Source organism: Novosphingobium sp. Fuku2-ISO-50, from assembly GCF_001519055.1.
Classification (GTDB): Bacteria; Pseudomonadota; Alphaproteobacteria; order Sphingomonadales; family Sphingomonadaceae; genus Novosphingobium.
Genome location: NZ_KQ954289.1, coordinates 103,921 through 130,152, shown reverse-complemented (window position 1 = coordinate 130,152; position 26,232 = coordinate 103,921). Strand labels below are relative to the sequence as shown.

Here is a 26,232-nt window from a genome sequence, read left to right as displayed (position 1 = left end):
CAGGGGGGGAGGGCGTGCCTGATACGGCGCTCTCCCCGCTGACCGCCCCCCTGACCGCCGTTGCCGAATGGCTGTCGCCGCCCGAACGGTTGGCGATCGCTTATGCGCCGCGCGCGCTGCGCCCCGCCTGGTCGGGGCTTTTGGCGTTTGACCGGCGGCTTGCCGATGCGGCTCGTGCCGGGCGCGAGCCGATCATGATCCAGTTGCGATTGGCCTGGTGGCGCGATCGACTGGCCGAACCGGCAACGGCCTGGCCGCGCGGCGAGCCGCTCTTGGGCCTGTTGATCGCCTGGGATGCGGAACGCGCCGCGCTTGGCGCGCTCGTCGATGGCTGGGAAGCGCAAGTCGTTGGCGAAGACGGCGGCACCGCGCTGGATCGGGCGCGGGCGCAGGCGATTGTCGCGCTGGCGCGACTGGCGCAGGTCGCCGAAACGCCCGCGCTGGCCACAGCCGCCGCCGATTGGGCCGAAGGACGCGGACTGGGCGCCAACCGCTTGCCGCGCGCCTTGCGCCCCCTCGTTCTGCTCGACCATTTTGAACGGGCCGGAACGGCGGCGCCCTGGCGCGTCATGCTCGGCGCAGTGCGCAAGGGTTGGCTGGGGCGCTGACTCGATCTCGCCAAATTGGCGGGATCTCCCGCTCGCCACACTCTCCTGCGCGCCCTAGGCTCGGATCGGGTTTGCGCAGGCGGCAATAAAATGAACAGAATCGTGATCGGGGCGCTGGGCGCGTTGCTGCTGGTGGCCGCAGGGGTATTCTGGTGGCAGGGCCGCGCCGCGTCTGACAATGCCCCGCAAGTGCCGCATCTCGCGCTGCCCGCGACAAAAGGCACAAAAGCCGCCGACGAACCTTTGCCCGAAGCCGACGCGGGCGATGCCACTGGCCCCGATTTGCCCGATGTGCCCGAAGAAACCAAGGAACAGAAGCGGTTCGACCGGCTCGACCGCGACCGTGACGGCAAGATCACGCTGCCCGAAATGCTCGCCCCGCGCGCGAAGGAATTCCGCAAACTCGACGTCGACGGCAACAACCTGCTGACGTTCGACGAATGGGCGGTCAAGACGATCAACAAGTTCAAGGCTGCCGACAAGAATGGCAGCGGCTATCTCACCCGCGACGAATTCGCCACGACCCGCGCAGCGCCGAAGAAACAGACCTGCAAGTGCAAATGAACGTTCAGAGCGTGACGATCCACGGGGCAATGTCGGCCTTGGCGCGGCTGGTATAGGCTTCCTTGCGCTGTTTCTTGCGCACGCTTTCGCCGAGCTGCGGAAACAGGCCGAAATTGACGTTCATCGGCTGATAGGTTTCGACTTCGGCATCGCCGGTGACATGGGCGAGCAAGGCGCCGAGCGCAGTCGTGCGCGGCGGCGCGGTCCATCCGCGACCGGCGAATTGCGCCGCCGTCATCAGCCCGGCGAGCAGGCCGATCGCGGCGCTTTCGACATAGCCTTCGCAACCGGTGATCTGCCCGGCAAAGCGCACGCGCGGATCGCGGTGCAGGCGCAATTGCCGGTCGAGCACTTTGGGCGACTGGATGAACGTGTTGCGATGCAGCCCGCCGAGCCGCGCGAATTCGGCCTTTTCCAGCCCCGGAATGGTGCGGAACAGGCGGACTTGTTCGGCATGTTTGAGCTTGGTCTGAAACCCGACGATATTCCACAGCGTGCCGAGCTTGTTGTCCTGGCGCAGCTGCACCACGGCATAGGGCCAGCGCCCGGTGCGCGGATTGTCGAGCCCGACCGGCTTCATCGGGCCAAAGCGCAAGGTGTCTTCGCCGCGCGCGGCCATGACTTCGATCGGCATGCAGCCTTCGAAATAGGGGGTATTGGCCTCCCATTCGCGAAATTCGGTCTTTTCGCCATCGAGCAGACCCTGGCGAAAGGCGATATATTGATCCCGGTCCATCGGGCAATTGATGTAGTCCGCCTCGCCCTTATCCCAGCGACTGGCTTTCCAGCAGATGTCCATGTCGATGCTCTCATGATGGACGATCGGCGCAATCGCGTCGAAAAAGGCCAGCGCATCGGCCCCGGTCGCATCGCCGATCGCAGCGGCCAGCGCAGGCGCGGTCAAAGGGCCGGTGGCGATGATCACGGCGCCCTCGGCGGGCACGGCGTCGACACGTTCGCGCACCACTTCGAGCGTCGGCAGGCTGGCCAGCGCCTCTTCGACCGCTGCCGAAAAGACGCCGCGATCGACCGCCAGCGCCGATCCCGCCGGAACTTGCGCGCGCGCGGCGGCAGCCATGATCAAGCTGTCGCATCGGCGCATTTCATGATGCAGCAGCCCGACCGCATTGCTGACGTCATCGTCGGAGCGGAATGAATTCGAACAGACCAGTTCGGCAAGGCCCGTGCCCTGATGCGCCGGAGACATGTCGCCGCCGCCGCGCATTTCCGACAGACGCACGCGTATGCCGCGCCGGGCAAGCTGCCATGCCGCTTCGCTGCCGGCCATGCCGCCGCCGATGATGTGAACCTGATGTGTCATGAATTGGCCCTTGGCACCGGTGCTGCCAATCGGCAAGCTCTGCGGCGGGAACGGAGGCCACGGGAATGAACAGGCACGCGTGGCTGCTGGTCAGTCTGGTGTTCGGAATCGGATATTGGGCGGGGGCAGGGCTGATCCCGCCCGGGCCATGGCGTATCGTGCTGAAAGGCGGCGGGGTGGCCGCGCTGGCGGTCCATGCGCTGATACGATCGGATGCGCAAACGCGGCCGATCGCGCTGGTCATGGCGCTGGGCGCGCTCGGCGACGTGCTGATCGAGGGCAGTCTCGTCGCAGGCGCGCTGGCGTTTCTGGCCGGGCATGGCGTCGCCTGCCGGTTCTATGGGCTGCGCAAGCCGGTGATCGTGGCATCATGTGCCGTGGCGCTGGCCGTTCTCGCCCCGCTCGCGAGCGGCAATCCGGCGACCGCGCTCTATGGGCTGGGGCTGGGGGCGATGCTCGGATGCGCCTGGCTCAGCCGGTTTCGGCGCGACCTCGTCGGGCTCGGCGCCGCGCTGTTCGCGGTGTCGGATGTGCTGCTGTTTGCGCGCATGGGGGTCTTGGCGGGCAGCCCCTTGCCCGCATTGCTGGTCTGGCCAACGTATTACTTCGGGCAAGTCCTGATCACGCTGGGCGTGGTCGGCGTTTAGGGCAGGATCACCGCGCCATTGGCATCGCGCGCCATGGTGCCATGCGCCAGCGCGACGCCGAGCGGCAAGGGGCCATAGACATGCGGAAACAGCGCGCCGCCGCGCGACGGCTCCCAGCGGATCAGGTCGCCCAGCGCGGCAAGATCGACTCGCACCACGACAAGGTCATCCTGCCCGGCAAAGTGCTTGTTCGCGGTTTCGGTCAGTTGGTCGGCGCTCGACAAGTGTACATAACCGTCCGCCAGATCCACCGGCGCGCCGATGAAGCTGCCGGTGGCCTGCCAGTCCGCCCATTGCGGGGCGGTCAGGATCTTGAACGCAACTGCCGGCGCAGACATCATTCGCCCGCCGGCTCGGTGCCGTCGGCCGCGGCCTCTTCACCCGTTTCCTCGGGCTCATCGGTTTCCGCAAGGCGCGCGGCGCTGACGACCTGTTCGTTGTCGGCGACGCTGAACAGACGGACCCCGGCGCTGCCACGCCCGATCACGCGCAGCGAAGACAGCGGCAGGCGGATCAGCTTCGCCTGATCGGTGACCAGCATCAACTGATCGGCGGGTGCAGCGGGGAAGCTGGCGAGGACCGGGCCGTTGCGCTCGATATTGTCGATATTGACAATGCCCTGTCCGCCGCGCCCGGTGCGCCGGTATTCATAGGCCGACGACAGCTTGCCATAGCCATTGGCGCAGACCGTCAGGATGAACTCTTCGCGTTCGGCAAGCTCTGCAAAGCGCGCCGGATCGATCGAAGGTTCGCCTTCGCGTTCGGCTTTCCAGGGCGCAAAGCGCAAGTATTCGTCGCGTTCTTCCTGATCGCGCACGCCGACGCGATGCAGGATCGACAGCGAAATGACTTCGTCGCCTTCCTTGAGCATCATGCCGCGCACACCGGTCGAGGTGCGGCTTTGGAATTCGCGCACATCGTCGCCGGGGAAGCGGATCGCCTTGCCCTGACGGCTCGCGAGCAGCACGTCATCGCCTTCGGACAGCAGCGCGACGCCAATCAGGCGATCATTGTCGCCTTCTTCGAAGCGCATCGCATATTTGCCGTTCGACGGAATATTCGCAAACGAATCCATTGCGTTGCGCCGGACATTGCCCAAAGCGGTGGCAAACATGACGTTGAGCTTGCCCCATTCCGCCTCATCCTCGGGCAAGGCGAGTACGGCGGCGATCGTTTCGCCCTGATCGAGCGCAGGCAGCAGATTGACCACCGGACGTCCGCGCGTCGCCGCGCCGCCTTCGGGCAGACGCCAGACTTTCAGGCGATAGACTTTGCCGGCGGTCGAGAAGAACAGCACCGGGGTATGCGTGCTGGCGACGAACATCGTGCCGACGGCATCTTCGTCCTTGGTCGCCATGCCCGAACGACCCTTGCCGCCCCGGTTCTGCGCACGGAAGGTCGAAAGCGGCGTCCGTTTGATATACCCGTCGAGCGTGATGGTGACGACCATGTCGTCGCGCTCGATCAGGTCTTCGTCGTCGATCCCGTCGGCAGGCGCGGTGATTTCCGACAGACGCGGCGTGGCATAGGTGGTTCTGACTGCCAGCAATTCGTCGCGCATGACGCCGTAAAGCTTGTTCCGGTCGGCCAGAATCGACAGGAATTCGGCAATTGCCTTGGCCAGCGTTTCCAGTTCGTCACCGATCTCGTCGCGGCCGAGCGCGGTCAGGCGATGGAGGCGCAGATCGAGAATGGCGCGCACTTGCGTTTCGGACAGGCGATAGGTCAGCGCGTCCGCCGGGGCGTCGTCCTCGATCGCCTCGACCAGGCGGATATAGGGCGCAATGTCGCCCATCGCCCATTCGCGCGTGAGCAAGGCTTCGCGCGCGATCGACGGATTGGCCGATCCGCGAATGATTTTCACCACTTCGTCGAGATTGGTGACCGCGATGACCAGCCCGAGCAGGATATGGGCGCGATCGCGCGCCTTCATCAGCTCGAACTTGGTGCGCCGCGTGATCACTTCCTCGCGGAAGCGGACGAAGCATTCGATGATGTCCTTGAGGCTGAGCGTTTCGGGGCGTCCGCCGCGAATGGCCAGCATGTTGGCGGGGAAATTCGACTGTGCCGGGGTGTTGCGCCACAACTGGTTGAGCACGACTTCGGGCGTCGCGTCGCGCTTGAGGTCGATGACCACGCGCACGCCTTCGCGGTTGGATTCGTCGCGGATGTCGGCAATGCCTTCGATCCGCTTGTCCTTGGCCGCTTCGGCAATCTTTTCGACGAGGTTCGACTTGCCGACCTGATAGGGGATCGAGGTCAGCACGATCGAGCGGCGGCCATCGCCGCGCCCGCGCGTTTCCTCGATGGCATGGCGCGCGCGCATGATGATCGAGCCGCGGCCTTCGGTATAGGCCTTGCGCGCGCCCGCCGTGCCCAAAATCAATGGCGCAGTGGGGAAATCGGGCGCCGGAATGATGCGGATCAGCTCGTCGATCGAAATCGCCGGGTTATCCATATAGGCCAGGCAGCCGTCGATCACTTCGCCGAGATTGTGCGGCGGGATATTGGTCGCCATGCCGACCGCGATCCCGCCCGCGCCGTTGACCAGCAGGTTGGGGAACCGCGCCGGCAGCACTTGCGGCTCGTTTTCCGCCCCGTCGTAGTTCGGCTGAAAATCGACGGTGTCTTTTTCAATGTCGGCGAGCAGCGCTTCGGAAACTTTGGCAAGGCGCGCTTCGGTATAGCGCATCGAGGCCGGCGGATCGGGGTCCATCGATCCGAAATTGCCCTGACCATCGATCAACGGCACGCGCAGCGACCAGTCCTGGGTCATGCGCGCCAGCGCGTCATAGATCGCCGAGTCGCCGTGCGGGTGATATTTACCCATGCAATCGCCGACGATGCGCGCCGACTTGCGATAGGGCTTGCCCGCGGTGAACCCGTTTTCGTGGCTGGTCCACAAGATGCGCCGGTGCACCGGCTTCAGCCCGTCGCGCACATCGGGCAGCGCGCGCGACACGATCACGCTCATCGCGTAATCGAGATAGCTCGACTTCATTTCATCGACGATGTCGATCCGCTGGAATTCCGGGCGCGGGGATTCCGGCTGGCCCACAGGGGCGGTGGGATCGATCGGTGGGGTGTCGTCGCTCACGTCTGGCGCTTTCGCTACTGGGCAAATCGGGCTTGTTGCGGCGAAACCGCCGCAGGGCCGGGTTGGATCAAGCCTTTGGCCCTAGACCGTGGAACCGGCGATGGCCAGTCGGGGTTGCTCCAACAGGCCCGGTTTTTCCACATTTCGCTCGTGGTTTCACCAAGGGCCTGCGACGAAGCGCCGTTCAATTGCGGTTCACCGCAGCGGGCCTAGCGGGAAGACGTTGCAAAGGGGCCAATTCCGCGCCACACGAGCGACAGGCCAAACGAGAGGGCGCACGCGCGACAGGGCATGGAAAGCCTGCGCCGTGCGAGTCCCGGGTCGAACAGGAGATTAAGGACAATGCGGGGTACATTCGCTTCATTCGGCCGGTCGACCGCCGCCGCCGCTCTTGCCGTCGCGCTGTCGCTCGGCGCAGTCGGCGTTGCCGCGCCGGCCATGGCCAAGGACGCGCCGAAAGTCACCAATTCGGCCGAATTCAGCAAAGTCGCAGGGCCGTTCCAGAAGCTGTTCAACGATACCGCCGCCAAAAAGGGCAAAGTATCGGACGACGAGATGAAGACCGCCGGCACCGCGCTGGTGCCCGAGCTGGCCAAGCTTGAGCCCAATGTTAAATCGCCGCTCGACAAGCTGATCTTCGGCGACTGGCAGCGCCAGATCGGTGGCTGGACGGGCGATAACGCGCTGCTCGCCAAGGGCCTGCAGAACATGCTCGACAGCGGCCAGCTTCAGCCCAATCTGGTCCTCACCGTCAGCGCGATGCTCGGCCAGATTTCCTATCTCGCCAAGGACTATCCGACCGCGATCAAGGTGCTCGGCCCGCTGATGACGAACGCGGCCGTCGATGACGCGGTCCCGCAGATGCTGGCCGAATCCTATGCTTCGTCGGCCCAGCCCAAGCAGGCGCTCGACGCGCTCAAGACCGCGATCGCCGCACGCAAGGCCGCCAATGCCGCCGTTCCCGAAGAATGGTACAATCGCGGCAACCGCATCGCCTATACCGCCAAGCTCCCCGCCGAATCGACCGAATGGGCGCTTTTGCTCGTGGCGGCCTATCCGACCCCGCTCAACTGGCTTGGCGCGACGCAGCTGGTGCGCAACAGCGCGACCAATTTCACCAGCCAGGAAGAGCTCGATGTCAGCCGCCTGATGGACCAGGCCGGCGCGCTCAAGCTCGAACCCAAGTTCGTCGAGCGCGAATATGTCGCCTATCTTCAGGCGATCGACGCCCGCCGTTTCCCCGGCGAAGCGGTCCGTATCGCCGAACAGGGCGTCGCGGTCGGTGCGCTCAAGCCTGACGACACGTTCGTCAAGGACGTGTTGACCCAGGCTCGCCCGCGTATCCCTGCCGACAAGGCCTCGCTGCCCGGTCTGGCCAAGGAAGCTGCCGCCGCGCCTTCGGGTAAAGTCGCGCTGGCTGCCGGCGATACGTTCCTGTCTTATGCCGATGCGGCCAAGGCGGACGAGCTTTACACTCTCGCGCTGAGCAAGGGCGGCGTCGATGCCGAAAAGGATCGCATCCTGACCCGGCTTGCAATCGCGGAAATCGACGAAGGCAAATTTGCCGACGCCAAGGCGAATCTGGCCAAAGTCGCCGGGCCGCGCGCGCCGATCGCGCAGCTCTGGGCGATCTACGCCGACCAGAAAGCGGCGGGCAAGTAAGACAGCTTCTTCCCCGGACCGGGTCCGGGGAAGACTTTCCGACCCAAAAAAAACGGCGGCCCCATCCGGGAGCCGCCGTTTTTTTACGCCGGTTGGCACCACTCATTCAACCGCCACTCATTCAACCGCCACTCATTCAACCGCCACTCATTCAACCGCCACTCATTCAACCGGATGAAATTTCCCGCTGGTTTCGTCGAGCAGGTTGAGCAAGCCGTCGCTGATCGAGAAAAACGCGCCGGTCAGACGCAGCGTGCCCTTGGCTTCCTTGCGGCTGATGCAGGGAAACGTGCGCAAATTGGCGAGGCTGGTGCACACACCGGCGTGTTCCATGGCGCGTTCGGCATCGCGCCCGGTGGTGCCGTATTGCGCCACGACCGGGCCGCGTGCATCATCGAGCAGCGCAATCCAGTCGGCGACAAAGCCGCCTTCGCCAGGTTCGGAGCCCTGCAGGCTTTGCGTCAGCGCGGCCTGACACCCGCCGCACATGCCGTGGCCCATCACGATGATTTCCTTGACCTTGAGCACCTGGACCGCGAATTCGAGCGCCGCCGAAACGCCGTGATGCCCAGGCGTGGTCTCGAACGGGGGGACCATCGCGGCGACATTGCGCACGACAAACATCTCGCCCGGATCGGTGTCAAAGATCTGCGCCGGATCGACCCGGCTGTCGGAGCAGGCGATGATCATCACTTGCGGACTTTGCTTGTCGCGCAATTCGCGCCAGCGCTCGAGCTTTGGCGTCCAGCCCTGTTCGCGAAAACGGCGATAGCCGCTGATCAGGTGGTCCAGTGCAGGGGAAAGGGGATCGGTCATTTGCATTTCTCCCTCAGACGCATTGGCGTCCCCATGACCGCAAGCGGCCGTTAGTGCAAGCGTCGTTCGGGTCTGGCAATTCGCGCGCCGAAGGCTTATCTGGCCGTCCATGACCAAGCCCTCGATCGCGCCCGCACCCTTGGAAACCGACTCAGCCCCCGCCCGCGAGCGCAAGCCCGACTGGATCCGGGTCAAGGCGCCGACCAGCAAGGGGTACGGCGAGACGCGCAAGCTGATGCGCGATTTGAAGCTGACGACGGTGTGCGAAGAGGCGGCTTGCCCGAATATCGGCGAATGCTGGACCAAAAAACACGCCACCGTGATGATTCTGGGCGATGTCTGCACACGCGCCTGTGCGTTCTGCAACGTCAAGACCGGCATGCCGCGTGCGGTAGACGCCTCGGAACCGGGCCATGTCGCCGAATTGGCGGCGCGCACGGGGCTGGAACATATCGTCATCACTTCGGTCGACCGCGATGACTTGCCCGACGGTGGCGCGGGACAGTTTGTCAAAGTGATCCGTGCGCTGCGCGATCAGGCGCCCAATACGACGATCGAGATTCTCACGCCGGATTTCCGGGGCAAGATGGCCGCAGCGGTCGAGGCGATCGTGGCGGCCGGGCCTGATGTCTATAACCACAATCTCGAAACCGTGCCCCGGCTCTATCCCACGATCCGCCCCGGTGCCCGCTATTACGCTTCGCTGCGCCTGCTCGAGGAAGTGAAGCGCCAGGATCCGCGCGTATTCACCAAGTCGGGCGTGATGCTCGGCCTTGGCGAAGGGCGACTCGAAGTGCACCAGGTGATGGACGACATGCGCTCCGCCGGGATCGATTTCCTGACCATGGGGCAATATCTCCAGCCGACTCCGAAACATGCCAAAGTGATCGAATTCGTCGCACCGCAGGCTTTTGCGGCCTATGGCGCGATTGCGCGGGCGAAGGGCTTCCTGCAAGTCGCAGCAAGCCCGCTGACCCGGTCGAGCTATCACGCGGGCGAGGATTTCGCGCAAATGCGCGCCACGCGCGAGGCGCAATTGGCAAAAGCGTCGGGAAAGCTGGGCTGAGATGCCGCGCATCGCCGAAACCCGGCACCTGAAGTGGTCGCCCGAGCAGATGTTCGATCTGGTCGCCGACGTGAAGCGCTATGCCGAATTTCTGCCCTGGGTGGTGGCGACGCGCATCCGGTCGGACAATGGCCACGAGATGATCGCCGACATGATGGTCGGTTTCAACGCGCTGCGCGAAAAATTCACCAGCCGGGTGACCAAAGATCGCCCCAACGAGGCCGATGTCGGCGCGATCATGGTCGACTATCTCGACGGGCCGATGAAAAGCCTGTCGAACTCGTGGCATTTTGCCCCGGACGAGGGCGGCGGCTGTCGGATCGATTTCGTTTGCGAATTCACGTTCCGCAACGCGCTGTTCGAAAAGCTCGCCGGACAATACCTCGACCGCGCGTTTCGCAAGATGGTCACCGCGTTCGAGACGCGCGCCGCCCGGCTTTATGGGGCCGATGCCGCCATCGGCGCGGTTTCCGGGGGCAAGAGCAGTTCGAGCGCGACCAGCGCCGCCTGACGCCGCACTTCGGCGCGGCCGCCCGGGCCGGTAAAATCGCCGGAAAACAGTTTGGTTTCCGCTTCGACCGCATCTTCGTCGTCCTGTCCCCGGCGGGCGCAGGCAAAGACCACGGTGCCGACCGGCTTCTGCTCGGACCCGCCGTCGGGGCCGGCAATCCCGGTGATCGCCACGGCCACATCGGCCGATGACCGGCCCAGCGCGCCTTGCGCCATAGACCAGGCCACAGCCACCGAGACCGCCCCGAACGTGTCGATCAGGTCTTCGGAAACGCCCAGCATCTCGATCTTGGCCGCGTTGGAATAAGTCACAAAGCCACGATCGAGCACGGCCGAACTGCCGGCAATTTCGGTCAGCGCGGCGGCGACCAGCCCTCCGGTGCAGCTTTCGGCGACGGCCACGGTGCGCCCCAGCGCCTTGTTCGCGGCAATCACGCGGGCGGCCATGCCGACCAGATCGGCGGGAAGCAGACTGTCCATGGATCAGGTATCCTTCAGTGCCCCGATCCGGATGGTATCTCGGACGGCGCGGGAGAGGGGCCCGAAACAACCGGGCAAAGCGGAATTCGCGGTTTTTGCCCTGGCCTCGGGCGTTCGAGCCGCCGAACCAGAAGCGTGATCAGACCGGCGGTATTTTCAGGCGGCAAGGGCGCCATCAAGTGCAGGGCCTGCTCGATTTCGGCACAATCGGCAGGTCGGATCGACTGGACCACGAATTGCCCGACATAGCCCGTGGCAAACCCCTGCAAGGCGCTGTCGGGCAGGAATGCGGCAAATCTGCCCAAGCCGCCGCCTGCTGCAGACGTGCCGATCTTGAGCGCCGCCGCTTTGGCAACCGGCCAGGCCGCCGCCTGTCCGACACGATAGCGCGCGGCGAGCGAATCCGTCCCGGTCGCGAGGTATCCGTCGCGCGACAGGACCGGACGGCACGCCTGCGCCGCCGATTCGATCACCGTGGGCAGCGCGTAGGCAAATGTCGCGTCGAGCTCCGCAGGGGTGAGACAGGCATCATCCCCCGCGCGCGCCGCCGTCGCACACCCCAGCGCCATCAGCGCAAGAACGGCAGGAATCGAATGGCGCATGGTCATGCCCCGAACACCGTCGCGATCGCTTGCGCAGCGATCCCTTCGCCGCGCCCGGTCAGGCCCAGTCGCTCGGTCGTCGTCGCCTTCACACTCACCTGATCGACAGCGATGTCCAGAATGGCAGCCAGTCTTTCGCGCATCGCCGCCTTGTGGGGCCCGATCTTCGGTGCCTCGCAAATGATCGTCACGTCGACATTGCCGACGGCAAAGCCACGGGCACGAACCAGCGCGGCGGCATGAGCGAGGAAGCGGTCGGAGGCGGCGCCTTTCCACTGCGGGTCGGACGGGGGGAAATGATCACCGATGTCGCCTGCGGCAATCGCGCCGAGCAAGGCATCGACCAGCGCATGAATCGCGACGTCGGCATCGCTGTGGCCAGACAGCCCGCGCGGATGATCGATCTTGACACCGCACAGCCACAGGTCTTCGCCTTCGACCAGGCGGTGTACGTCAAACCCGGCGCCGGTGCGGGTCATCATCGCCGTTGTCCTGTCATCATGGGAATCGCGATCAGCCGAATCAAAATCCTCGGCAAAGGTCACCTTGCGCAGCCGCTCGTCGCCCGAAACGAGCGCAATGGCAAGCCCGGCGGCATCGCCCACGGTGGCATCGTCGCCCGCTTCTGCCGCATCGCGCCATCCGCGATGCGCGGCCAGAATCGGTGCGAAGCGAAAGGCCTGCGGCGTCTGCACCCGATAGAGCCCGTCACGCGACTCCGCCGCCTGACGCAAGCCGCCGTCCCCGCGCACTACGCTGTCGACCACGGGCAAGACCGGGATCGCGCCCGGCGCACCGTCGAGCGCCGCAACCAGCGCCGCAATAACCTCGCCCGGCAAATCGGGCCGCGCGGCATCATGGATCAGCACGCGTTCGATTCCGCCCCGGCGGTCCAGCCATTCTAGCGCGGCGCGCACCGAAGCCTGACGCGTCGCGCCGCCGGGAACCAGGACCACCGGGCCAAGACCGGCCAGCGCCGCCTCTGCCTCGGCCCGCCAGTCGTCGGGAATGGCTACAACAAGCGGGGCGGCACCTGCGTCAAGCAGGCGCTCGACGCTGTGGCGCACCAAGGGCGTGCCACGCCAGAGCGCAAACTGTTTGGGCACGCAGCCGCCCGCGCGCAGCCCCTTGCCGGCGGCAACCACCACGGCCGCAAATGGGGCCATTGGCGCCGGGCGCGCCTCGTCATGCGGTGGGTTTGCGCAATTCATCGTGAGCGCCCCTTACAAACTTGCCCAAGCCCCGGCAATTGGCTAACGCCTGCCTGTTTTTTAGGCAGTAAGCGACGCAAGAATGAACAATGATCCGAAACCTCCCGTGCTGACCCCCATCGCTGTCGGCCCGGTGCGCATTGCATGCCCCGTGGTGCTGGCGCCGATGACCGGGGTTTCGGACTTGCCGTTCCGCCGCATGGTGCGCCGGTTTGGGTCGGGGCTCAATGTGACCGAAATGATCGCCAGCCCGGCAGCGATCCGCGAAACGCGCCAGTCGGTTCAAAAAGCGGCGTGGGATCCGATCGAGGAACCGGTGTCGATGCAACTGGTCGGCTGCGAACCGGAACAGATGGCCGAGGCGGCACGCCTGTCCGAAGATCGCGGCGCGGCAATCATCGACATCAACATGGGCTGTCCGGTGCGCAAGGTCGTCAACGGCGATGCCGGATCGGCATTGATGCGCGACGTGCCGCTGGCCGCCGCGTTGATCGAAGCGACGGTCAAGGCGGTCTCCGTCCCGGTCACCGTCAAGATGCGCATGGGCTGGTGCCACGACAGCCTCAACGCGCCCGAACTGGCGCGGATCGCGCAGGATCTCGGCGCAAAGATGATCACCGTGCACGGGCGCACCCGCAACCAGATGTACAAGGGCTCTGCCGACTGGAGCTTTGTCCGCCGCGTCAAGGATGCGGTCGATATTCCGGTGATCGTCAATGGCGACATCTGCTCGATCGCCGATGTCGCCACGGCCATCGAACAGAGCGGCGCCGACGGGGTGATGATCGGGCGCGGCAGCTATGGGCGTCCCTGGCTGCTCGGGCAGATGATGCACTGGCTGAACACCGGCGAAGTGCTGTCCGATCCGACTGTCGGCGAACAATATGGCGTAATCGTAGAGCATTACCACGATATGTTGAGCATTTACGGCAAGACGGTCGGTGTCAACATGGCGCGCAAGCACCTCGGCTGGTACACCAAAGGGCTGACCGGATCGGCCGAATTCCGCAACTGCGTCAATTTCATAGACGATCCCGACGCGGTGCTGGCGAGCCTGGCGGATTTCTACGGACGTTTCGATCCAGATTCCGAACGTCGCCTGGATTCCGTACGCCAGGTCGCGGCTTGAACGCGGCGAAAAGACCTATGGCCGTCATCAGCCCCCCCTTTGACGGACCCCATGACCGTGATCGCCCCAATGACCGTGATCGAGATGAATCCGGCCCGCCCGACCCCAGGCGCGTGATCGCCAGCCTGCCGCAGGCGTTGTTCCTGCTTGCCCCCGATCTATCGGTCACATCGGTCAATCCGGCGGGCGAGCAACTCGTTGGCCAAGGCGCCAGCCGGCTGATCGGACGATCGGTGCACGATTTGTTTGCCTTTGAAGAGGCCGTGATTCTCGAACGCCTGGGCGAGCGCGAGGCGCACCTTGTGGCGCGCGGCTCGCTGGTGCGGATCCTTGATCAACCGGCACGTGCAATCGACCTGATGACCGCGCCGGTGTTGCATTTCCCCGGCTGGCAGATCCTCGTGCTGCAAGAACCGGTCGGCGTCGAGGCGCTGACGCTGGGTATGGCGGGCGGCGATGAGCCGGGCGGGGGAGTGCTGCGCGCACCCGAAGTGCTGGCGCACGAAATCAAGAACCCGCTCGCGGGAATTCGCGGCGCAGCGCAATTGCTCGATCGCCGGGTCAGCGAGGGCGATCGCGCCCTGACGGGGCTGATCACCACCGAAGTCGACCGCGTCGCCAAGTTGATCGACCAGATGCAATCGCTCAGCCGGCGCAGCCTGGAACCGGCAGTCGATTGCAATCTCCACGAAGCTTCGCGCCACGCGCATGCAATCCTTGTGGCAGGAAGGGGCGGGCGAGACGCAAAGGGCGAGGGCCCGATCATCGAAGAGGAATTCGATCCCAGTCTGCCGCCGATCAGCGCCAACCACGACTCGCTGGTGCAAGTCCTGCTGAACCTCATGACCAATGCCAGGGATGCATGCGAAGGTGTTGAATCCCCGCGCATTATCGTGCGCACCCGATTTGCCAGCGGCATTCAGGTCCATTCCGGCCCGGGGGGCGCGCCGCTGCGCCTGCCGATCGAACTGCGCGTCACCGACAATGGCCCCGGCGTCCCGGCGCCTTTGCGCGACCATATCTTCGAACCGTTCGTCTCGTCCAAAAAGAGCGGGCAGGGGCTTGGGCTGGCGCTCGTGCAGAAACTGGTGCGCGAAATGAATGGCCGCGTCACCTATGACCGCGACGAGGTGAGGGGGCTGACTCACTTTCGGCTGCATCTGCCCGTTGCGGGCTCGGCGCCATCGCGGAATTCCGGTACAAAGAGGGCTTGAAAAGATGAACAGGTCGATCCTGCTGGTCGAAGATGACGCCTCGATCGCCACCGTGATCACCACCGCGCTGGCGGCCGAAGGGTTTGCCGTCGCGCGCACGGACAGCATTGCCGGGCGCGACCGCTTGCTGGCCTCGGGCGATCACGCGCTGATGCTGACCGATGTCATCCTGACCGATGGTGACGGGATCGAAACGCTTGGCCAGGTGCGCGAACGCCACCCGGAGATGCCGATCATCATCCTTTCGGCGCAAAATACGCTCGATACCGCCGTGCGCGCCAGCGATACCGGGGCATTCGAGTATTTTCCCAAGCCGTTCGATCTCGACGAGCTGATCGCGGCGGTCCATCAGGGCATTGGTCATGGCGCCGCCGCCCGGACAGAACCAAACGATGGCGACGCCGTGCCGCAGGGTCTGCCGCTGGTCGGGCGCAGCGCGGCGATGCAGGCGGTCTATCGCATGATCACCCGCCTCTTGCGCAACGACCTGACCGTGCTGATCCTCGGCGAATCCGGCACCGGCAAGGAACTGGTGGCCGAAGCGATCCACCAGCTCGGGAATCGGGGCGCGGGGCCGTTCGTCGCGGTGAACGCCGCCGCGATTCCTCATGACCTGATCGAGAGCGAACTGTTCGGGCACGAAAAGGGCGCATTTACCGGCGCCGTCGCCCGCCATGTCGGCAAATTCGAGCAAGCCGCCGGGGGCACGCTGTTTCTCGATGAAATCGGCGACATGCCGCTCGACGCGCAGACCCGGCTTTTGCGCGCGCTGCAATCGGGGCGCATCCGCCGGGTGGGCGGGGCCGACGAAATCATGCTCGATTGCCGCATTATCGCGGCGACCAACCGCGATCTCCTGCCGATGATTGCGGCGGGGACGTTTCGCGAAGATCTCTATTACCGCCTTGCGGTTGTGCCGATCGAATTGCCCCCCTTGCGCGACCGCGCCGACGACATTGCGGCCTTGGCGCGCCATTTCCTCGCCTGCGCTGCCAATGAGGGACTGCCGCGGCGTCACCTGACTCCCGCCGCCGCGGCGCTGCTGGCCCGTCAACCCTGGCGCGGCAATGTGCGCGAATTGCGCAACCTGATCTATCGCCTTGCGCTGATGGCGCGGGAGGAAATGATCGATGTCGCCGCGATCGAGCCGATGCTCGGCGGCGACGCGGGCCATGCTCCACGCGCCATGGATCCTGCCCGCGGAAACAGCGATATGGCGACGGCGCTGCTGCACTGGCTGGCCGAGACTCCGCCGGTTGCCGGACAGCTCTATGACGATGCGCTGGCGATGTTTGAAAGGCCGCTGTTTCTTCATGTCCTGGGCCAGACCGGCGGCAACCAGTTGCGCGCGGCGCAGATTCTGGGGATCAATCGCAACACGTTGCGCAAACGGCTGTCGGAGCTCGGGATTCACCCGGAGGATGCCACGCTTCGCGCCTGATCGGGCTCGGTCCGTCGCATGGACACCCCGCGCGGCGTAAATTTGCTTGCATTTGGGCAACAGGGGTGTTGTCACAGAGCAACTATGGTTGGTCAGGTTGCAGCAATAAGGCCCAGGCGAGCCCGGCGATTGCCGCGTTGGTGGCGACGCCTGCTGATCTGGCTGCGCCGAGCCAATATCTTCCTGTCGCTCGAAACGATCGCTGCCTGCTGGCTGGTGTTCATGGTGACGTGGAGCTGGTACAAGCTCAACCCGCTGCACGCCTCCGGCGACCAGCTTTTACCCGCCAAGCTGACCACCAGCCTGCTGATCGGCTCGCTCGTTCCGGCGATGGCGCTGATCGTGCTGGGCGGTCGGCGCGTTGCGCTGGCGCGTGCATCGCGCAGCGTTCTGGGCAGCAATGGCCGATTGCATGTCCGTCTGGTCTGGCTTTTTTCGCTGATTGCGGCGGTGCCGACTCTGCTCGTGGTGATCTTCGCCTCGCTGCTGTTTCAGTCGGGGGTCGAATTCTGGTTTTCCGACAATTCGCGCGGCATGCTCGAAAACGCCAACAGCCTGGCCAAAGGCTATTATGCCGACAAACTGCGCGATGTGGGCAAGGAAAGCGTCGCCATGGCCGGCGATATCCGCAGCTATCTAGGCCAGGCGCCGATGACCAGCCAGGAATTTGCCGAAGGCTATTCGTGGCAGGTGATCAGCCGCAAGCTCGACGAATCCGCGATCATCGAACGCGGCGAGGACGGCACCTTGCGCACTGCGGCGATCGTCGATCCCGCCCGCAACGATACGCGCCAGCGTGTCACGGCGGGCGAATTGCGACGGCTGGCGGGGGGCGAGCCGGTCGTGGTCAACGCCTCGGCGGAAAAGATCGAGGCGGTGACCCCGATCGACCGGGCGCGCGGCATCTATCTTTATGTCGCGCGCAATTCCGACCAGCTGGCATTCAGCCAATGGAAACGCGCCGAATCCGTGCTGGGCGCCTATGATATGCTGACCCGGCGCGCGCGCGCCTTGCAAGTGCGCTTCAACCTCGCGCTGCTCGGCATTTCGCTCGCGCTGGTGATGCTTGCGGTCTGGGCCGCCTTGCGCTTTGCCGACCGTCAGGTCGCGCCGCTGGTCGAACTGGTGGTTGCCGCGCGCAAAGTCGGCAGCGGCAATTTTGCCATGCGCGTCGCCCATGGCAAGGCGCCCGACGAAGTCGGCATGCTCGCCCGTGCGTTCAACCGCATGACCGCGCAGCTGGAAACCCAGACTCGCGCGCTGGTCAGCGCCAATGCGCAGCTCGACGTTCGCCGCGCCTTTATCGAGGCAGTCATCGAATCGATCACGGCCGGGATCGTCTCGATCGATCGGCAAGGCACCATCCGCCTGATCAACAGTTCGGCGCAGAAACTGATCGGCGAAGACAGCGGCAGCGATTCGATCGGCGCCTCGCTCGAACACGTTGCCCCGCAGCTCTATCAATTGGTGACCAGTGGCGAGGCGAGCGGCGTCGTGCACTATGCCAAGGCCGGCGATCTGTTGACTCTGGCGGTCAAGGTGACGCGCGATGCCAACGGCTATGTGGTGACGTTTGAAGACATCACGCGCCAAATCGTCGATCAGCGCCGCGCCGCATGGTCCGATGTCGCGCGGCGCATCGCGCACGAGATCAAGAACCCGCTGACCCCGATCCAGCTCGCCACCGAGCGATTGAAACGGCGCTATCTGCGGCAGATCACCACCGACCCCGAATTGTTCGAGGAATTGACCGCGACGATCATCCGGCAAGTCGGCGATCTGCGGAAAATGGTCGACGAATTCTCTTCGTTCGCGCGTTTGCCCAAGCCGGTATTCCGGCCCGAGGACGCAGGAGAACTCGCGCGTCAGGCCATTTTCCTCCAGGAAGTCGCGCATGGCGCGATCGGCTTTTCCTATAGCGGATCGACCAACGAACCGATTGAGGCAGACCGCCATCAATTCAGCCAGGTCATGACCAACGTCCTCAAAAACGCCATCGAGGCGATCGAGGCCCGCGCGCGAACCGAGGACATCGACTACAAGGGGCGCATCGCCGTCAGTCTGGACAGCGACGCGCAGTCGATCACGATCAGCGTCACCGACAACGGCATCGGTCTTCCGGCGGAACGCGACCGCATTCTCGAACCTTATGTCACCACCCGCGAAAAAGGCACCGGGCTCGGCCTCGCCATCGTCAACAAGATCGTCGAGGAACATGGCGGCGAAATGGCCTTTGCCCCGGTCGAAGGCGGCGGTGCGCGGGTGATCATGCGCTTTGCCCGTTCGCAGTCGACCAACGCCGCCGACAGCGCCGATCCCAGGAGCGCTCCGACGCCACCATCTGCCCAACATCACCCCATCCGCGAAAAGACGCGTTGAAGGATTTCACCACAATGGCCCTTGATATCCTGATCGTCGACGATGAACGCGACATCCGCGAACTCGTCGCGGGCGTGCTGAGCGACGAAGGTTATTCCTGCCGCGTCGCCGGTGACAGCGTGGCCGCGCTCGCCGCCATCGACGAACGTCGCCCCAGCCTCGTTCTGCTCGATGTCTGGCTGCACGGTAGCCCGATGGACGGGCTCGAAGTGCTGGACGAGATCAAAAAGCGCGAACCCGAATTGCCGGTGGTGATCTTTTCCGGCCACGGCAATATCGATACCGCCGTTTCCGCGATCAGCCGCGGCGCGATGGATTTCATCGAAAAGCCGTTCGAAGCGGAACGCCTGCTGCTGCTGGTCGAGCGCGCGACCGAAACCGAGCAATTGCGCCGGGAAAACGCCCGCTTGCGCCGCGATTTCGGGATGGCCGATGAATTCACCGGCAATTCCTCGGCGATCAACGCGGTACGCGCAACATTGAAACGCGTCGCCCATACCGGCAGCCGCGTGCTGATCACCGGCCCTGCCGGATCGGGCAAGGAAGTCGCGGCGCGCCTGCTGCACAGTTGGAGCACGCGCATCGACAAGCCGTTCGTCACGGTCAATTCGGCGCGAATTACCCCGGAACGCTTTGAACAGGAACTGTTTGGCGAAGAAGCCGACGGCAAGCTGATCCGCGCCGGGCTGCTCGAAATGGCAGACGGCGGCACGCTGTTCCTGGACGAAGTGGCCGACATGCCCGCATCCAGCCAGGCGCGAATCCTGCGCGTGCTGACCGAGCAGGCCTTTGTCCGGGTCGGCGGCCATCGCCAGATCCGCGTCGACGTGCGCGTGGTATCGTCAAGTTCGCGCCCGCTCGAAAAGGAAATTGCCGAGCGCCGTTTTCGCGAAGACTTGTTCTATCGGCTCAATGTCGTGCCGGTGGCGATCCCGCCGCTGTCCGATCGGCGCGAGGACATCCCCGCGCTGATCGACCATTTCTTTGCCCGCTTTGCCACCGAACAGGGGCTGCCTGCGCCGGGCGTTGCCTCCGAAGCCATGGCCGCACTGCAAAGCTATGATTGGCCAGGCAATGTGCGCCAATTGCGCAATGTCGTCGAACGCACGATGATTCTCGCGCCGCGCGGCCGATTGGCACGGATCGAAGGCGACATGCTGCCGACGGAAATCATCAGCACGCCGCTGGCGGGCGACAGCGGCAGCGCATCGCTGATGGGGGTGCCGCTGCGCGAAGCGCGCGAAAACTTCGAACGCGAATACTTGCGCGTCCAGATTCGCCGCTTTTCCGGCAACATTTCCAAGACCGCCAGCTTCATCGGCATGGAACGCTCGGCCTTGCATCGCAAGCTCAAGCTGCTCGGAATGGCAGAACGGCGCGAAGACGAAGACGAGGAAGCAGGCTGATCGACTCGGGATTTGTCTGCAAAGGGTGCAAGATCGACAAGTTGACGGTTTACGCGAGGGGGGGCGGGCCGTTATAGGAACCTTCGAAGCGTTTGCTCTGTGAAGACCGGACAATGGGTTCGGGATTTCAGGCCAAACGCTTGGCGGCAAGGCAAAGGACCGGGCATCCCCCGATTCCGCGCTGCGCCAGATCGCGAAGGCACCGGGGATAAGCCGGGCCGAGCCAATATAAAACACCAAGGAGTCAGCCAAATGACCGGTCGTACGCTTTCCGCCCGTCCCCGCACTGCCAAGGACGAGCCCGAACAGGAAGGCGCCCCCCAATCCACGTCGTCCGGCGCCCCCTCCTCTGGCGCAATTTCCGCCATTCCCTCCGGCGGAAAAGGCCAGAATCTTCAGGACGTTTTCCTCAACCACCTGCGCAAGAACAAGATTCCCGTCACCATGTTTCTGGTGAAGGGCGTCAAGCTGCAGGGTATCGTCACCTGGTTCGACAATTTCTCGATCCTGCTGCGGCGTGATGGCCAGTCACAATTGGTCTACAAGCACGCGATCAGCACGATCATGCCGGGCCAGCAGCTTTCGGTCGCCCATTTCCAGGCCGGTGGCGAAGAATCCACGAAAAAGCGCCTGTTGCAGGAAGTGTTCCTGTCAAGCGTCCGCGATGCGGGCGTGCAAGTCACCATGTTCCTCGTCAACGGTGTCATGCTGCAGGGCAAAGTCGCGGCTTATGACTTGTTCTGCATGTTGCTCGAACGCGAAGGTTATGTGCAACTGGCCTACAAGCATGCCGTTTCGACTATCCAACCGGCGGGCCATGTCGACCTGTCGGGCGATTGGGATGGCGAAACCGTCTGATCGCGCTTCCACCGGGCTCTGGACTGGTCTAGGCCCGGTGGAATGAGCGGTTTTGAATTTGGACGTAACCCCGACGATCTCATGGGCGAAGTCACGCGCGGCGCCAAGGCGCTCGTCGTGCTCCCCGATTTGCGCCAAAAGGGCGGCCTCGATGCCGAATCCCGGCTCGATGAAGCAAAAGGGCTGGCCCGCGCGATCGGTCTGGAGATCGCCGATGCCTTTATCCTGCCCATTCGCGCCGTGCGTCCGGCAACCCTGTTTGGCGAAGGGCAGGTCGATCGCATCGCGGTAGCCTGCGAACAATCCGGCGCCGAACTGGTGATCGTCGATGGCGCGCTCTCGGCAATCCAGCAGCGCAATCTTGAAGACAAGCTGCGCCGCAAGGTCATCGACCGCACCGGGCTTATTCTCGAAATCTTTGGCGAACGCGCCGCCACCGCCGAAGGGCGGATGCAAGTCGAGCTGGCGCATCTCGATTATCAGGCCGGGCGACTGGTCCGATCATGGACTCACCTCGAACGGCAACGCGGCGGCTTCGGCTTTCTCGGCGGTCCTGGCGAAACCCAGATCGAGGCCGACCGTCGCTTGATCCGCGGCCGCATGGCGCGCATCCGGCGCGAACTCGAACAAGTGCGCCGCACGCGCGGGCTGCATCGCGAACGGCGCCACCGCGCGCCCTGGCCGGTGATCGCGCTCGTCGGCTATACCAATGCGGGCAAATCGACGCTGTTCAACCGGTTGACCGGGGCCACGGTCATGGCCGAAGATCTGCTGTTCGCCACGCTCGACCCGACGATGCGCGCGATTCGTCTGCCCGCAGTGGACAAGGCGATCCTTTCGGACACGGTGGGCTTCATTTCCGACCTGCCGACGCAATTGGTCGCCGCCTTTCGCGCCACGCTCGAAGAAGTGACCGCCGCCGATGTGATCGTTCATGTCCGCGATGTCGCCAATCCCGCCAGCGCCGATCAAAAGCGCGAGGTCGAGGCGATCCTCGCCGATCTGGGCGTCAATGCCGAGGACGGCCCCACTATCCCGATCATCGAAGCCTGGAACAAGATCGACCTGCTGTCGCCGGAGGAACGGGCGATGCGCGAAGACCTGATCGCGCACGATGTGCCCGATCGCCCGGCGGTGCCGATTTCCGCCGTGACCGGGGAAGGGGTCGATGTCCTGCTCGAACGGCTCGGCGCACTGCTCACCGGCGAGGCGCAGACTCTCGAATTGACCATACCGATGGGCGAGGGGCAAAAGCTCGCCTGGCTCCATGCCCACGGCGAAATCCTCTCGGAGCACGATACCGAAGATGCGCAGGGCCATCCCGCCTCACGCATCCGCGTCCGCCTTACCCCGCGCGAACTTGGTCGTTTTTCAAGTCTTTAAGCTTTTTCGGCAGCCTTGACCGCCTGCCACAATGCTTCCTGCCCATCGAGATCGCGACCGGCAATGCTACCGCCCGCCAGCGCTTCCATCGCGCGGAAACGGCGCTCGAACTTGGCATTGGCCGCGCGCAGGGCGTCTTCGGGCGCAATGCCATAGGCGCGCACCAGATTGACGGCGGCAAACAGGAAATCGCCGGCTTCTTCAAAACGATGCACGTCGGTCGCCGCTTCGGCCAGTTCGGCGGTTTCCTCGACCACTTTGGCCGCAGGCCCTGCCGGATCGGGCCAGTCGAACCCGACGCGTGCGGCGCGTTTCTGCAATTTTGCGGCGCGCATCAGGGCCGGCAGGGCAAGCGCGACGCCTTCAAGCGCGCTGGTTGCGCCTTTGGCCGCGCGTTCGGCGGCCTTGGCATTTTCCCAACGTTCCTCGCGCGGTTGGCCCGCTTCGCCCGTCTCGCCAAAAGCCGTCCCGCCAAAAATATGCGGGTGGCGCGCTTCCATCTTGGTGGCGATTGCGTCGGCGACATCGGCAAAGGCGAAATGGCCCGCCTCTTGCGCCATCCGGCTGTGAAACACGACCTGAAGCAAGAGATCGCCCAATTCCTCGCGCAGCGCGGCCATGTCCTCCCGCGCGATGGCATCGGCGACTTCGTAGGCTTCCTCGATGGTATAGGGCGCGATCGAGGCGAAATTCTGCGCCAGATCCCAGTCGCATCCGCCGACCGGATCGCGCAGCCGCGCCATGATCGACAAGAGGCGGGACAGCGGATCGGCAGGTGTGGTCATGGCACGCCCCATGCGCAGGTCACGCGGGCTTGGCAAGTCCCTCGATCGCGGCGGGGATCAACACGATCAGCCGGAAATCGCCACGTTCGACATCGGCAAGGACGTGCTGGATAAAAACCAGCGGTCCATCTTCGGGATGATCGAACTGCCGCAGCCCCCCTTCGCGGCCGAGAACCCCCTGCCGTTCCCACAGCGCGGCGAACAGCGGGCTGTTTCCACACAACCAATCGACAATGCCGCGCACGCGTGGGTCATGCATCCCGCGCCCATAATCGCGGCGGAATTCGGCCATGACCCGTTCGCAGCGCGCCTCGTGGTCGGGCAACAGGTGGCGCGCCTCGGGGTCGGTAAAGATATAGCGCAAGAGATTGGGCGAGGGGGGACCGCGATCATCAAACAGGCCGACAAACAGCCGCCGCGCCGCGCTGTTGGCCGCGACGACATCCCACGCCGGATCGAGTCCATAGGCCGGATGCGCCAATGCCTCGACCACGGCAGCGATCGCAAGCGGCGCGGTATCACCGACAGCACCAAACGGATCGGCGGGATCATGTCGGGCGGCCAGCGTGAACAGATAGGCGCGTTCGGCCGATCCCAGGCACAGGGCATCGGCGAGGCGCGCAAACGTCGCCGCCGATGCCCGAATGGCGCGCCCCTGCTCGATCCACGTCACCCAGGTCGCGCCGATTCCCGCGCGCGCCGCCAGTTCCTCGCGCCGGAGACCGGGGGTGCGGCGGCGGGTGCCTGGCTGATCCGGCGTCAGGCTTTCTCGCCTGGCGCGAACAAAGGCTCCCAACTGGCGGCGTTGTTCGGCGTCGATCATGGAACCATTTATACCAGGATAATTTTATACATTGTAACAGGGTAAAGAGACTCGCACCATGGCGTCAAGGAGATCAGCCATGACCAACCTCGATCAAAACAGCGTGATCCGCCAACAGTTCGGCCCTGCCGCCGCCGATTATGTGACCAGTGCGGTCCACGCGACCGGCTCCGACCTCGCGCGGATCGCCGAAATCGCCGCCGAATTCGCACCCGCTCATGCGCTCGACCTGGGTGCCGGGGGAGGGCACGTCTCTTATGCCATGGCACCCCATGCCCGGCGCGTGACCGCCTGCGACTTGTCGGAGGCGATGCTGGCGGGCGTCGTTGCCGAATCTACCCGGCGCGGCCTGACCAACATCGCCCCCTTGGCTGCTGCGGCAGGTGCCTTACCGCTGGAAGACGCCAGTTGCGACATGCTTGCCTGCCGCTTTTCGGTGCATCACTGGCGCGATCCGGCGGCCGGATTGGCGCAAGCGCGACGCGTCCTGCGGCCCGGCGCGCCCGCCGTATTCGTCGATGTGATCGCTCCGCCCGAACCTGCCGCCGACACGCATCTGCAAGCGGTCGAAGTGTTGCGCGATCCCTCGCACGGGCGCGATTTCACCATGCGCGAATGGCATGCCATGCTGGATGCCGCAGGCTTTGCCGTGACCGCAACCCGATCGTCCCGGCTGCGCATGGATTTCGCCGAATGGACCGCGCGAATGCGCACGCCGAGTGTGCAGTGCGCTGCCATCCGCGCGTTGCAGGCGCTGGCCGGGGCCGAAGTCGCACGCCATTTCGCCATCGAAGCGGATGGCTCGTTCATGATCGATGTGATCCTGATCGAAGCAAGGTGACCGCCTGCCGCCAGAATGGTCGCGATAGGTACGCCTCGCACTCATTTTGGCGGCAGTTACGCTCGAAATTCCACGCCAACCGGCGAAAAGGGCAAGGCACAAGACATCATAAAGCATGTTGCCATTGGAGACCGGTCGTGAAGGACACCATCCTGTTGAACAACGGAGAACCCGTCGAACACGCGCTTGGGCTGCTCAGCCGGGTTATCACGATCCTCGACCGGGAAAACCTCCCGATTGCCGCCGCCAAAGTCGATGAAGCGCGCTGCGCGATCCGGCGCACGACCGCGAAATTGCATGCCGTGGCGCCTACTGAAAATGCCTAGATCAACGCCCTCCGCCTGATTCCCGTCCATCCCGACGGTGTTGTTCTTCAAATATGTCGCGAAATTTATCGTCAATTCTTGTCACAGCCTGCAATACTTTGGGATCAAACATGGACGGATTTGTCCGCATGTCGCCACGAATGAGAACATGCATCGCATCATCATGGCTTATCGCATTTCGGTATGGACGATCTTCTCTAAGCGCGTCATAAACATCGCAGATTGCGACTATTCGGCTCTCAATCGATATTTCCTCGCGCGACAAACCAAATGGATAACCGGTTCCATCCCATTTTTCATGGTGTTGCAGGGCAATTTCAGATGCCAACTCTGCAACAGGATCGCCCTTGAACACTTTTAAGTGGTTATGGCCATATATAGTATGTTTTTTTAGATCCAGGAAATCTCGCTCATTAATCGGATGAGAGTCATTGAGAATCTCATTGGATATATAGAGCTTTCCAACATCATGCCATGCGGCAGCCCGTCCTATGCGAAGACATTGGAATTCATCCAGGCCAAGCGCCGATGCAACCGCCTTGCTCAAAACCGATACACTTTTTTGATGAAGACGCAGTCGCAAGCGCGTTGGTTCGTTCATGACGGGCGAGGCTATGGAGCCATCGGCAGTGATCGGCGACATATACATGCAATTGACCCTGGTGAAGAACAGCCAATCTGGAGCCAAATTATGAAAAAAGCTTTAGGCCGGGTCAAGATTATCCCATTGTTTCAATTAAGTGCACTGTATCGATCGCGAGACGGAGTTCATCACAGGTCGACCTTGGATAACCTGCAAAGCCAAGCCCGGGTGACGCTGCGCCCCTGAATGAGCCGCAGCGTGTTCCTGCCATTTAGAGAAGACACAATTTCCGTCAGATAGAGATGGCACAGATCGTTCCAGCAGGGGCTGCGTGGAACCCTCCAGATTGTGCAGCGCAGACCCTGCTGATGCGCTGGGCTGGCGTGGACATACCCGGACCCGCTGCTTTGCAGCGGGCCCCATCAAGCCAGTTCCATCGCCTGCTGCATTTTTCTCGGCAAGGGTAACCTTGCTGCTTGC

At 63.9% G+C, this 26,232-nt stretch carries 25 protein-coding genes; 15 read left to right on the top strand and 10 right to left on the bottom strand.

The features are described from left to right. Positions 1-14: 14 nt before the first annotated feature. Both AQZ50_RS09075 and AQZ50_RS09070 read left to right on the top strand, forming a co-directional pair. Positions 15-608: an isoprenoid biosynthesis enzyme family protein gene (locus tag AQZ50_RS09075; RefSeq protein ID WP_231730185.1), complete on the top strand. Its 594-nt coding sequence runs from the start codon at positions 15-17 to the stop codon at positions 606-608. Between the two features lie 90 nt (positions 609-698). Beyond that, positions 699-1,172 carry an EF-hand domain-containing protein gene (locus AQZ50_RS09070; RefSeq protein ID WP_067745716.1) on the top strand — a complete coding sequence of 158 codons (474 nt, stop codon included), beginning with the start codon at positions 699-701 and terminating at the stop codon, positions 1,170-1,172. 4 nt (positions 1,173-1,176) lie between these two features. Here the strand turns inward: AQZ50_RS09070 and trmFO are convergent, their stop codons facing one another. Next, positions 1,177-2,493: a methylenetetrahydrofolate--tRNA-(uracil(54)-C(5))-methyltransferase (FADH(2)-oxidizing) TrmFO gene (gene trmFO / locus AQZ50_RS09065; protein WP_067745910.1), complete on the bottom strand. Its 1,317-nt coding sequence runs from the start codon at positions 2,491-2,493 to the stop codon at positions 1,177-1,179. A gap of 65 nt (positions 2,494-2,558) precedes the next feature. Here trmFO and AQZ50_RS09060 point away from each other — a divergent pair, with 65 nt between their 5' ends. Next, entirely contained in the window at positions 2,559-3,140 is a 582-nt protein-coding gene (locus tag AQZ50_RS09060) for a lysoplasmalogenase family protein (protein ID WP_082703529.1), read from the top strand. Here the strand turns inward: AQZ50_RS09060 and AQZ50_RS09055 are convergent. Both AQZ50_RS09055 and gyrA read right to left on the bottom strand, forming a co-directional pair. Beyond that, complete coding sequence (locus AQZ50_RS09055; protein ID WP_067745713.1) at positions 3,137-3,481, bottom strand: DUF952 domain-containing protein; 345 nt, start codon at positions 3,479-3,481, stop codon at positions 3,137-3,139. The two genes, AQZ50_RS09060 and AQZ50_RS09055, sit on opposite strands and share 4 nt — an antisense overlap. After that, positions 3,478-6,237, bottom strand: a complete 2,760-nt coding sequence (gene gyrA / locus AQZ50_RS09050) for a DNA gyrase subunit A (RefSeq protein ID WP_067745712.1) — start codon at positions 6,235-6,237, stop codon at positions 3,478-3,480. The genes AQZ50_RS09055 and gyrA overlap by 4 nt, the downstream gene beginning before the upstream one ends. A gap of 342 nt (positions 6,238-6,579) precedes the next feature. Here gyrA and AQZ50_RS09045 point away from each other — a divergent pair, with 342 nt between their 5' ends. Then, complete coding sequence (locus AQZ50_RS09045) at positions 6,580-7,899, top strand: hypothetical protein (RefSeq protein WP_067745709.1); 1,320 nt, start codon at positions 6,580-6,582, stop codon at positions 7,897-7,899. 162 nt (positions 7,900-8,061) lie between these two features. On the opposite strand, the gene AQZ50_RS09040 is transcribed toward AQZ50_RS09045, so the two are convergent. Further along, positions 8,062-8,715, bottom strand: a complete 654-nt coding sequence (locus tag AQZ50_RS09040; protein ID WP_067745905.1) for a carbonic anhydrase — start codon at positions 8,713-8,715, stop codon at positions 8,062-8,064. Positions 8,716-8,824: 109 nt separating this feature from the next. On the opposite strand from AQZ50_RS09040, the gene lipA reads away from it, so the two are divergent. Further along, a complete protein-coding gene (gene lipA, locus AQZ50_RS09035) occupies positions 8,825-9,781 on the top strand; it encodes a lipoyl synthase (RefSeq protein WP_067745706.1) in 957 nt (318 codons plus the stop codon). A 1-nt stretch (position 9,782) separates the two neighbouring features. Then, entirely contained in the window at positions 9,783-10,292 is a 510-nt protein-coding gene (locus AQZ50_RS09030; protein ID WP_067745703.1) for a type II toxin-antitoxin system RatA family toxin, read from the top strand. On the opposite strand, the gene AQZ50_RS09025 is transcribed toward AQZ50_RS09030, so the two are convergent. Genes AQZ50_RS09025 through AQZ50_RS09015 form a run of 3 tightly spaced genes read right to left on the bottom strand, consistent with a single transcriptional unit; the run spans position 10,220 to position 12,539 of the window. Next, a complete protein-coding gene (locus tag AQZ50_RS09025) occupies positions 10,220-10,771 on the bottom strand; it encodes a CinA family protein (protein WP_067745700.1) in 552 nt (183 codons plus the stop codon). The genes AQZ50_RS09030 and AQZ50_RS09025 overlap by 73 nt on opposite strands. 14 nt (positions 10,772-10,785) lie before the next feature. After that, positions 10,786-11,379 (bottom strand): hypothetical protein, encoded by a 594-nt coding sequence (locus AQZ50_RS09020; RefSeq protein WP_067745697.1) that lies wholly within the window; start codon positions 11,377-11,379, stop codon positions 10,786-10,788. Beyond that, the gene (locus AQZ50_RS09015) at positions 11,376-12,539 is read right to left on the bottom strand and encodes a bifunctional 2-C-methyl-D-erythritol 4-phosphate cytidylyltransferase/2-C-methyl-D-erythritol 2,4-cyclodiphosphate synthase (RefSeq protein WP_067745903.1); all 1,164 of its coding nucleotides are present in this window, start codon (positions 12,537-12,539) and stop codon (positions 11,376-11,378) included. Before AQZ50_RS09015 ends, AQZ50_RS09020 begins: the two co-directional genes overlap by 4 nt. Before the next feature lie 127 nt (positions 12,540-12,666). On the opposite strand from AQZ50_RS09015, the gene dusB reads away from it, so the two are divergent. The 7 genes from dusB (at position 12,667) to hflX (ending at position 22,394) form a co-directional block, all read left to right on the top strand. After that, entirely contained in the window at positions 12,667-13,713 is a 1,047-nt protein-coding gene (dusB, locus tag AQZ50_RS09010) for a tRNA dihydrouridine synthase DusB (RefSeq protein WP_067745695.1), read from the top strand. Between the two features lie 17 nt (positions 13,714-13,730). After that, entirely contained in the window at positions 13,731-14,927 is a 1,197-nt protein-coding gene (locus tag AQZ50_RS09005; protein WP_067745692.1) for a two-component system sensor histidine kinase NtrB, read from the top strand. A 4-nt stretch (positions 14,928-14,931) separates the two neighbouring features. Then, positions 14,932-16,368, top strand: a complete 1,437-nt coding sequence (locus AQZ50_RS09000) for a sigma 54-interacting transcriptional regulator (protein ID WP_067745690.1) — start codon at positions 14,932-14,934, stop codon at positions 16,366-16,368. A gap of 84 nt (positions 16,369-16,452) precedes the next feature. Beyond that, on the top strand, positions 16,453-18,747 hold the full coding sequence (locus tag AQZ50_RS08995; RefSeq protein WP_082703528.1) for a sensor histidine kinase: 2,295 nt from the start codon (positions 16,453-16,455) through the stop codon (positions 18,745-18,747). 14 nt (positions 18,748-18,761) lie between these two features. Beyond that, entirely contained in the window at positions 18,762-20,153 is a 1,392-nt protein-coding gene (locus AQZ50_RS08990) for a nitrogen assimilation response regulator NtrX (RefSeq protein ID WP_067745687.1), read from the top strand. Positions 20,154-20,405: 252 nt separating this feature from the next. Next, positions 20,406-21,011, top strand: a complete 606-nt coding sequence (hfq, locus tag AQZ50_RS08985; RefSeq protein ID WP_197412427.1) for an RNA chaperone Hfq — start codon at positions 20,406-20,408, stop codon at positions 21,009-21,011. Between the two features lie 42 nt (positions 21,012-21,053). After that, a complete protein-coding gene (gene hflX / locus AQZ50_RS08980; protein WP_067745682.1) occupies positions 21,054-22,394 on the top strand; it encodes a GTPase HflX in 1,341 nt (446 codons plus the stop codon). Here hflX and mazG read toward each other — a convergent pair. Together mazG and AQZ50_RS08970 are read right to left on the bottom strand one after the other, a co-directional pair. Then, complete coding sequence (gene mazG, locus AQZ50_RS08975) at positions 22,391-23,179, bottom strand: nucleoside triphosphate pyrophosphohydrolase (RefSeq protein ID WP_067745680.1); 789 nt, start codon at positions 23,177-23,179, stop codon at positions 22,391-22,393. The two genes, hflX and mazG, sit on opposite strands and share 4 nt — an antisense overlap. A 19-nt stretch (positions 23,180-23,198) precedes the next feature. After that, positions 23,199-24,002, bottom strand: a complete 804-nt coding sequence (locus AQZ50_RS08970) for a helix-turn-helix transcriptional regulator (RefSeq protein ID WP_067745677.1) — start codon at positions 24,000-24,002, stop codon at positions 23,199-23,201. Between the two features lie 79 nt (positions 24,003-24,081). On the opposite strand from AQZ50_RS08970, the gene AQZ50_RS08965 reads away from it, so the two are divergent. Beyond that, positions 24,082-24,843: a class I SAM-dependent methyltransferase gene (locus tag AQZ50_RS08965; protein ID WP_067745674.1), complete on the top strand. Its 762-nt coding sequence runs from the start codon at positions 24,082-24,084 to the stop codon at positions 24,841-24,843. Between the two features lie 137 nt (positions 24,844-24,980). Next, complete coding sequence (locus AQZ50_RS08960) at positions 24,981-25,169, top strand: hypothetical protein (protein WP_067745671.1); 189 nt, start codon at positions 24,981-24,983, stop codon at positions 25,167-25,169. Position 25,170: 1 nt separating this feature from the next. Here the strand turns inward: AQZ50_RS08960 and AQZ50_RS20015 are convergent, their stop codons facing one another. Then, on the bottom strand, positions 25,171-25,818 hold the full coding sequence (locus tag AQZ50_RS20015; RefSeq protein WP_082703527.1) for an HD-GYP domain-containing protein: 648 nt from the start codon (positions 25,816-25,818) through the stop codon (positions 25,171-25,173). Between the last annotated feature and the right edge of the window lie 414 nt (positions 25,819-26,232).